6 protein-coding genes and 1 other annotated feature are annotated in these 8,662 nt (G+C 27.8%); of the genes, 2 read left to right on the top strand and 4 right to left on the bottom strand.

The features are described from left to right. Positions 1–324: 324 nt before the first annotated feature. Both J7G74_RS00625 and J7G74_RS00620 read left to right on the top strand, forming a co-directional pair. Positions 325–2,415 carry a glutamine synthetase III family protein gene (locus J7G74_RS00625; RefSeq protein WP_297130416.1) on the top strand — a complete coding sequence of 697 codons (2,091 nt, stop codon included), beginning with the start codon at positions 325–327 and terminating at the stop codon, positions 2,413–2,415. Between the two features lie 303 nt (positions 2,416–2,718). Next, complete coding sequence (locus J7G74_RS00620) at positions 2,719–3,411, top strand: YjjG family noncanonical pyrimidine nucleotidase (protein WP_297130413.1); 693 nt, start codon at positions 2,719–2,721, stop codon at positions 3,409–3,411. 179 nt (positions 3,412–3,590) lie between these two features. Here the strand turns inward: J7G74_RS00620 and J7G74_RS00615 are convergent, their stop codons facing one another. The 4 genes from J7G74_RS00615 to cspC all read right to left on the bottom strand — a co-directional run. Beyond that, on the bottom strand, positions 3,591–4,439 hold the full coding sequence (locus J7G74_RS00615) for a patatin-like phospholipase family protein (RefSeq protein WP_297130410.1): 849 nt from the start codon (positions 4,437–4,439) through the stop codon (positions 3,591–3,593). 477 nt (positions 4,440–4,916) lie between these two features. Continuing rightward, positions 4,917–6,317 (bottom strand): asparagine--tRNA ligase, encoded by a 1,401-nt coding sequence (gene asnS, locus J7G74_RS00610; RefSeq protein ID WP_297130407.1) that lies wholly within the window; start codon positions 6,315–6,317, stop codon positions 4,917–4,919. An 84-nt stretch (positions 6,318–6,401) separates the two neighbouring features. After that, positions 6,402–6,647 (bottom strand) — a binding site (T-box leader). Between the two features lie 384 nt (positions 6,648–7,031). Beyond that, on the bottom strand, positions 7,032–7,223 hold the full coding sequence (locus J7G74_RS00605; protein WP_297130404.1) for a DUF3787 domain-containing protein: 192 nt from the start codon (positions 7,221–7,223) through the stop codon (positions 7,032–7,034). A 66-nt stretch (positions 7,224–7,289) separates the two neighbouring features. After that, a partial coding sequence (cspC, locus tag J7G74_RS00600) for a bile acid germinant receptor pseudoprotease CspC (RefSeq protein ID WP_297130401.1) occupies positions 7,290–8,662 on the bottom strand: 1,373 nt, incomplete at its 5' end.

The raw sequence follows: 8,662 nt of genomic DNA, 5'->3' as shown, positions 1-8,662 counted from the left end.
TATTTATAAATAACTCTAGTTTTATTTACATAAAATTCTACAACTTGTCTTTTTATAAGTCAAATAGTTTTTATAAATTCAAATAAACAATTTAAGAATATTGTTTTGCTATATTTTTTATTTTTTCAAAATTATTATTGACATTTTAAACCAATTTGCATATACTTATTTCATAATTTATTAACAGCAAAGGCGCTGTAGGATTTTTATTTCCTACTGCGCCTTTTTTTATTAGTGAAAGTATTTTAGAAATTTTAAAATTAAAAGTATATGATATCTACATACATCATTCTGATAGTATCAATTTTATAGGGGGAATTATTTATGAAAGAATTATCAAAAATTTTTGGAAGTTTAGTCTTTAATGACAATGTAATGAGAGAAAAATTACCTAAAGATGTTTATAAAGTCTTAAGAAAGACTATTGATGAGGGAAAACCAATAAATCCTAAAATAGCCAATGTCGTTGCAAATACTATGAAAGATTGGGCAATAGAACATGGTGCGACTCATTATACCCACTGGTTCCAACCAATGACAGGTATAACAGCTGAAAAACATGACAGCTTTATATCACCAACAGATGATGGAAATATAATAATGGAGTTCTCAGGAAAAGAATTAATAAAAGGTGAGCCAGATGGTTCTTCATTCCCATCAGGAGGTCTTAGAAGTACTTTTGAAGCAAGAGGTTATACAGTATGGGATCCTACATCTTATGCATTTATTAGAGATACTACCTTATGTATACCTACAGCATTTTGTGCTTACTCTGGCCAATCATTAGATAAGAAAACACCTTTATTAAAATCTATGGAAGCTATAAATAAATCAGCTGTTAAAGTGTTAAACTTACTTGGATATAATGATGTAACAAGAGTAATAACAACAGTGGGTGCCGAACAAGAATATTTCTTAATAGACAAAGAATTATTTGATAAAAGAATGGATTTAAAATTCTGTCATAGAACTTTATTTGGAGCTAAACCACCTAAGGGACAAGAAATGGAAGATCATTACTTTGGTTCAATAAAGCCAAGAGTTGCTGAGTATATGAAAGAACTTGATATGGAACTTTGGAAATTAGGTGTTTTATCTAAGACTAAACATAATGAGGTTGCACCTTCACAACATGAATTAGCACCAGTATTCAGTGTAAGTAACGTAGCAACTGATCACAACCAAATTACTATGGATTTAATGAAAAGAATAGCTGATAAACATGGTCTTGTTTGCTTACTACATGAAAAGCCATTTGCAGGGGTTAATGGTAGTGGTAAACACAATAACTGGTCTATGTCAACAAACACTGGTAAAAACCTATTAAGTCCAGGTAAAAAACCAAATGAAAATAAAACTTTCTTATTATTCTTAGCTGCAATAATAAAAGCAGTTGATGAAAACCAAGATTTACTTAGAATATCTGTATCAAGCGCTGGAAATGATCATCGTCTTGGAGGAAATGAAGCACCTCCTGCAATTATATCAATGTTTTTAGGAGGGGAACTAAAGAAAATCTTAAGATGTATAGAGAATGATTTACCATACACTGATGAAGTATTAAATAAAATGGAATTTGATGTTGATGTATTACCTTCATTTATGAAAGATACTACTGATAGAAATCGTACATCTCCATTTGCATTTACTGGAAATAAATTCGAATTTAGAATGCTTGGTTCAACAACAAATATAGCTTGTCCAAATACTATATTAAATACTATAGTTGCTGATAGTCTAGACGACTTTGCAAAATCTTTAGAGACTTCTACTGACATAGAAACTACTATAAATGAGTTAGTTAAAAATACTATGAAAAAACACAGTAGAATTATATTTAACGGAAATAACTATGCTGAAGAATGGGTTGTTGAAGCAGAAAGAAGAGGTCTATTAAACTTCAAAACAGCAGTTGATGCGCTTCCTCACTATGTTGATGATAAAAACGTAAAATTATTTGAAAGACATAATGTTTATTCTAAAGAGGAATTACAATCAAGATGTGATATTCTTCTAGAAGAATACTCTAAAACATTAAATATAGAAGCTTTAACTATGTTAGAGATGGCTAAAAAATCCATAATACCAGCTGCTTGTGCCTATACTAAATCTTTAACTGAAACAGCCCTAGATAAAAAGGCTTTATGCTCTGAAATAGATTGCTCTGTTGAATTAAATCTTGTAAAGAAAATATCTTCTTTAAATGCTTGCTTACTAAAAAAATTAGATGAATTAGATTCTGCTCTACTAGAAAGTAAGAACTATATTGAAGTTAAAGAAAATGCCCAATTCTATAAGGATGCTGTAAAAATAAAAATGCAAGAAATTAGAGCAATAGCTGATGAGCTTGAAACTATAGTAGGTAAAGAATATTGGCCATTCCCTTCATACGCAGATTTATTATTTAGTATATAATTTTTAAAATTTAATTTAGACATACACAATAACGCATATTTTAAACTTTATCTACAGTTTAAAATATGCGATTTTTATTTAATTAATATATAATTATTAAAAATCATTTGTATATACTATTTTTCTTAACTATAACAAATAATTAAAAATACTTTTATTTATATTTTATCTTCACTGTATTTTATAGATATTTATTATATTAAATATTTTTTATGTTATAAAAATTTAAATTATCTCAATATCATGTTATAATCTTATTAATTTAATTTAAATTATTAAAAGACTACTTGGGGGAAATTAATTATGAAATACAAAGTTATATTATTCGATGCTGACGAAACTTTATTTGATTTTAAGAAATCTGAAAGAGAAGCTTTTAAAAATACTATGATTGAATTCGGTGCTGATTACGATGAAGACTATCATTTTGGTACATATAAAGAAATAAATACAGCTATCTGGAAAGAGTTAGAAGAAGGTCTTATAACTCAAGCAAAATTAAAAGTAGAAAGATTTAAAAGATTAGGCGATAAACTAGGGATGAATTTTGATGAAAATGAATTTGCTACTTCTTATATGAAACACTTAGGTGATGGATCATTTTTATTTGATGGAGCTTATGAGCTTGTAGAAAAATTAAGTAAAAATTACATACTTTCTATTGTTACTAATGGACTTACTTCTGTTCAAGAAAGAAGAATTAAAAAGTCTATTATCTCAAAATACTTTAAAGATATAGTAATTTCTGAAGAAATAGGTATCTCAAAACCAAATCCTGATATATTTGAATACGCTATAAATAATCTTGGTAAATTTGATAAAAATGAAATACTTATGATTGGAGATAGTTTATCTTCTGATATAAAAGGTGGTATTAATTATAACATAGATACTTGTTGGTTTAATCCAAATAATATAGAAAACAAAACTAAATTGTCTCCAACTTATGAAGTATCTGACTTTAAAGGAATAGAAGATATATTATTAAATAAATAAATTTTTAATTATATGAAAATAGAATGTTCGTATAGATAGGTTTGTATAAAAACAAACTTATCTATACTTTTTTAGTATATAGTCTAAATAATCTTAAATATAATATTAATCTTAAATATATGTATATTTTCAAATATTATTTATAATGCTTAAAACTTTATACTTTTTATATTTATAATTTAATTGTTTAAAAACTTTAATAAATCATTAAAGCAATCTTTTGCATCGTTATATCCTTGATCATACAAAGCTTTTAGTTTTGTTTTATCTTTTTCTAATCTTCCTATTTTTACTGGAGATTTTGGTCTTATTACAAAAGCATTATTTGACTTTCTTTCTTCTTCAATAAAATCCAAAGTATCATTATACATTTCATGTCTATTTTTAATACTTTTTAATAAATTGGGATATTTCTTATATTTTATTTTTAATAAAGGCATTAAATTATTTTTACTTTTTCTATAATTTATATCCCTAGTTAGTAAAACAATATTCTTTTTATGCCCATCTTCAATAGATTTTCTTATTGGTATAGAATCTGAAATACCACCATCTAAATACTTCTTATTATCAATTTCTACTATCCTTGATAGTAAAGGAAGAGAGCTAGATGCTCTTACAGCTATAATATCTTTTCTCATATCTTTGATTTTAATATATTCTGACTTACCAGTCTCACAATTTGTGACTACAGAATAAAAATTACAATTATGATTATCATAAGTTTCATAATCGTATATATTTAATTCATTTGGTATTATGTCATAAAGCATTTTTGCACCAAACATATCACCAGTTTTTATTAGGCTTTCCACACTACAGTATCTTTTATCATTTATATAATCAAGTGTTACCTTAATTGATCTTCCTATTTGCTTTGATAAATAACTACAAGCATGACATGCACCAGCGGATACTGCATAACAATCTTTAAAGTATAAGTCTTGTTCCATAAAGTAATCTAATACTCCTGCTGCATACAAACCTCTCATTCCACCGCCTTCTATTATAAGTCCTATTTCTTCCATTTTTTCTCCTTTCTATTTCTTATTTATAAAATAAATGTAGTACTTACTTTTTATATAGTCAAATAAAATTTCTATCTTATAATAAATCTATTTTATAATCTAAGTAATTTATTATAATTTTATAAATCATTTAGATTATAGTTCATAGTTATTAAATATTTGTAAATCAAGTATTTATTTTTCACTTTATCTATTATTATCAAAAAAATGAAATTAATTTACCTACAATATAAAATAGATTCTAACTTCATATATATTTATATATATTTGTTTATTTTACATGATATATAATATAAAAATTCGCTTGGCTCAAGCCACTACGTGGACGCTCTACTTCATATAACCAACGGCTTTACCCGTTGATTAAATTTATCAGTTTGGACTATAAATTATATACTATTCAAATAATTTATAATCCCTTAAAATATAAAAACACTCTAAGCAATAATATTGCTTAGGGTGCTCAAAAAATTAATATTAGAATTCAGCATTTTTAGGAGTTCTTGGGAATGGTATAACGTCTCTTATATTTGACATACCTGTTAAATACATTATCATTCTTTCGAATCCAAGACCAAATCCTGAGTGAGTAGCAGTACCGAATTTTCTAAGTTCTAAGTACCACCAGTAATCTTCTTTATTTAGTCCAAACTCTTCGATTCTATCTAATAATACATCATATCTTTCTTCCCTTTGAGATCCACCGATGATTTCTCCAACACCTGGAACTAGTAAGTCCATAGCTCTAACTGTTTTTCCATCTTCATTTAATCTCATATAGAATGCTTTTATGTCTTTTGGATAATCAGTTACGAATACAGGAGCTTTATATATTTGCTCAGTTATATATCTTTCATGCTCAGTTTGTAAATCAATACCCCACTCAACTGGATATTCAAACTCTTGTCCTGATTCAAGTAATAATTCTACTGCTTTAGTGTAAGTTATTCTATTGAAGTCAGAGTTCACTATGTTGTGTAGTCTGTCTAATAATCCTTTGTCTATGAAATTATTGAAAAATTCCATTTCCTCTGGAGCATTTTCTAATACAAAGTTTATAATATATTTAACCATATCTTCAGCAAGCTCCATGTTATCTTCTAAGTCAGCAAAAGATATTTCAGGTTCTATCATCCAGAATTCAGAAGCATGTCTTCCTGTATATGAGTTTTCAGCTCTGAAAGTTGGCCCAAATGTATAAACATTTCTAAATGATAAAGCCATTATTTCAGCATTTAATTGCCCAGAAACTGTTAAGTTAGCTTCTTTTCCGAAAAAGTCTTGAGAATAATCTATATCTCCTTCTTCAGTTTTTGGTAAGTTGTTCATATCTAGAGTAGTTATTCTAAACATTTCTCCAGCACCTTCACAGTCACTTCCTGTTATGATTGGTGAATGAGCATATACAAAGTTTCTTTCTTGGAAGAATTTATGTACAGCATATGCAGCTAAAGATCTTACTCTAAATACTGCTGAAAAAGTATTACTTCTTGGTCTTAAGTGAGCTATAGTTCTTAAGTATTCAAGAGTATGTCTTTTCTTTTGTAAAGGATATGAGTTATCTGACTCTCCTTCCACTATTATATTTGTAGCTTGTATCTCTACAGGTTGTTTTGCTCCCTCTGTAGAAACCAATTCACCTTCTACTATTATTGATGAACTTATTGGTAACTTTGTTATTTCTTTAAAGTTTTCTAATTTTTCATCAGATAAGACAACTTGCATATTTTTAAAGAAAGTTCCATCATTTAATTCTACGAAACCAAAGTTTTTAGAAGCTCTAGATGTTCTTATCCATCCTGCTACTTTTACAGTTTGTCCTATATACTCTTCTTTTTGTCTGTAAAGCTCTTTTACAGTTAAAAATTCTTTTTGCATTTTAATTCCTCCCATAAATTTTATCCTTAAGTTAGCTTTTCTTAAACTTATTTTATATTAAAAAAAGCCCTTCATCCCCTGTAAAAAAGGGACGAAAGGCTATTACTCTCGCGGTACCACCCTAATTGTCAATATCAATTGACCTCTTAGTTTAAGCTTTGCTTATACGGTCTATAACGGGACCTTCCGTCTACATCTACTTGCTTATTTTTTTGCTTTCGGATAGAGACTCCAAGATGTTATTCAATATAAGCTTTGTATTGAGCTCCCACCATCCTCAACTCGCTAAAACCAGTTTTTATATTTACTTCTTCTTTTCATAGTCTTTATATCTAATATATAGTATTTCATTTATTTAACAAGATTATACCAACTTATAAAATTTAAGTCAATATTTTATTCAATTTGTATTTTTTATTAATTTGTAAGTTATACTAATTATTATAGATTTATTACAAATAATATATAAATAAAATATTTAAATCCTACTTTACAAATTCTTAATAATTGGGTATACTTCTAATTTCAAAATTATCCATATATATAATTCACGTTGCTTAAGACACTGCGTAGGCGCTTCGCTCATTTTGCTAACGACTTTTCGAGTTTCTCAAAGTAACAAAGTTGAAAATTGTATGCTATCTACAGGACATCTAACATATAACTTCCTTACAGTTAAAAAGATGAAGATAAAGTCTTCATCTTAAAAAAATATTATAATTTGCTACCATTATCAACCCATTCTTTTGCATCTATAACATCATCAAGAGAGGGTTGTGTCACTTGACTAACAGGAACTATATTATCTACATTAGCCCATGCTGCAGTATATTCACAGTTAGTAGGTGTAGTTTTTGTAAGTCTTTCATTATCTTTGCCACTTAATTGTTTATCTTTTATATCCATGATGTCACCTCTTTTTCTTTTGTGTATACTTATTTTTAACCAATATTATATTTAAAATTCATATGCTTAAATTTTATTTGCAATAGCTTCTATCGTACCTTGTAAACTAAGTACTCCATACCCTTGTGTATCATTAGGAAATGTATATATTGGATTTTTTATTGCTCCAAGCATTAGATAAGTTTTTAAAACACTTGTTAACAAAGCTTTACTTGCATATGTTCCTTGATTGCTTATATATTCTATAATTAATGCTAATATACCACAAGTTAAAGAACTACTAACTCCTGTTCCTGTAGCTTTTACATAACTATCTCTCATATAAGGAGCTATAATATCTACTCCTGGCGCTACTACATCTGGCTTTACTCTCCTTTTATCTTTTAAAGGACCTCTTGATGAACCAATCCACATACTGTTAGTTTTATCATTATAGGCTCCTATAGTTATAACATTTTCTGTTGCTCCATATAAGGTTATTGTTGAGTAGGAATTAGGATCTAAAAATCTAGTATCTTCAGCAATTAAGTTTTTATTTGGTAAATAAATATCAAATTCTCCTGTTATTATAATTTCAGGAAATAATCTTATTGTCCATATACCTGGCTTTATATTTAAAATTCTAATGAGAAGTTCTTCATTTCCTGATAATAGCCAAGGATAGGATAATCTCATTTCATAAGGTGAGTCTTCTAAATTATATTTCCCTTCATATTGAGATTCATCAGGAGAATAATCTACCCTATAGCTTATTTCACCAGATGGAGATATTATTTCAGCACCAGTTCTTCCTGGATCATTTAATGTGATTACAATATCTAAACTATTTTGCTCACCAACCTCAAGAATTACATCTTGAAATTCATCCACATTTAATAAATTTCCTTCAAAATGTATATCTGTATTACCCTCATTTCCTGCTCCACTAACTACAAAAGTACCTATATTTGTTATTTGAGGAAAAGTATCTAGTAAATTTGTTAATAATACAGATCTTGGCCTTTCACCTATAGTCAAGTTTATAATTAAAAATTTATTTTCTTTGTTTGCTACATCTAAAATATATTTTATAGCTGCTAAGAAATCTGTATTTATATAGTTTACCCTTCCGTCTTTAAATGTACCTTCATATTCTCTTAACTTAACTACTACTAACTCACTGCCTCGTGCTACACCTCTATATAAAGGATTAACATTTCCATTTCCAACAGCTATTCCAGCTGCAATAGTTCCTGTTCCTAAGTTATCAACTGTTAGTGTAGGATCATTATTAATTATAGCTTGATTAATCTCTTCTCTAGTAAATTCACTACCAAAAGTCATTCCATTTGGAGGTGAATTTGTACTGCTTTCTTGATCCCATATTGATACTATTTTACTTATATTATCTTCATTTATAAAATCTGGATGAAGATAATTTATTCCAGAATCTATAATTC

The organism is Terrisporobacter sp. (assembly GCF_017888745.1).
Taxonomy (GTDB): domain Bacteria; phylum Bacillota; class Clostridia; order Peptostreptococcales; family Peptostreptococcaceae; genus Terrisporobacter.
Note: the sequence above shows the minus strand (reverse complement) of the source record. Positions and strands in the feature narration are given on the sequence as shown.

Excerpts from the sequence above, each read along its gene's own strand:
- J7G74_RS00625 (WP_297130416.1), top strand. The coding sequence starts at position 325 with ATGAAAGAATTATCAAAAATTTTTGGAAGTTTAGTCTTTAATGACAAT.
- J7G74_RS00620 (WP_297130413.1), top strand. The coding sequence starts at position 2,719 with ATGAAATACAAAGTTATATTATTCGATGCTGACGAAACTTTATTTGAT.
- J7G74_RS00615 (WP_297130410.1), bottom strand. The coding sequence starts at position 4,439 with ATGGAAGAAATAGGACTTATAATAGAAGGCGGTGGAATGAGAGGTTTG.
- asnS (WP_297130407.1), bottom strand. The coding sequence starts at position 6,317 with ATGCAAAAAGAATTTTTAACTGTAAAAGAGCTTTACAGACAAAAAGAA.
- J7G74_RS00605 (WP_297130404.1), bottom strand. The coding sequence starts at position 7,223 with ATGGATATAAAAGATAAACAATTAAGTGGCAAAGATAATGAAAGACTT.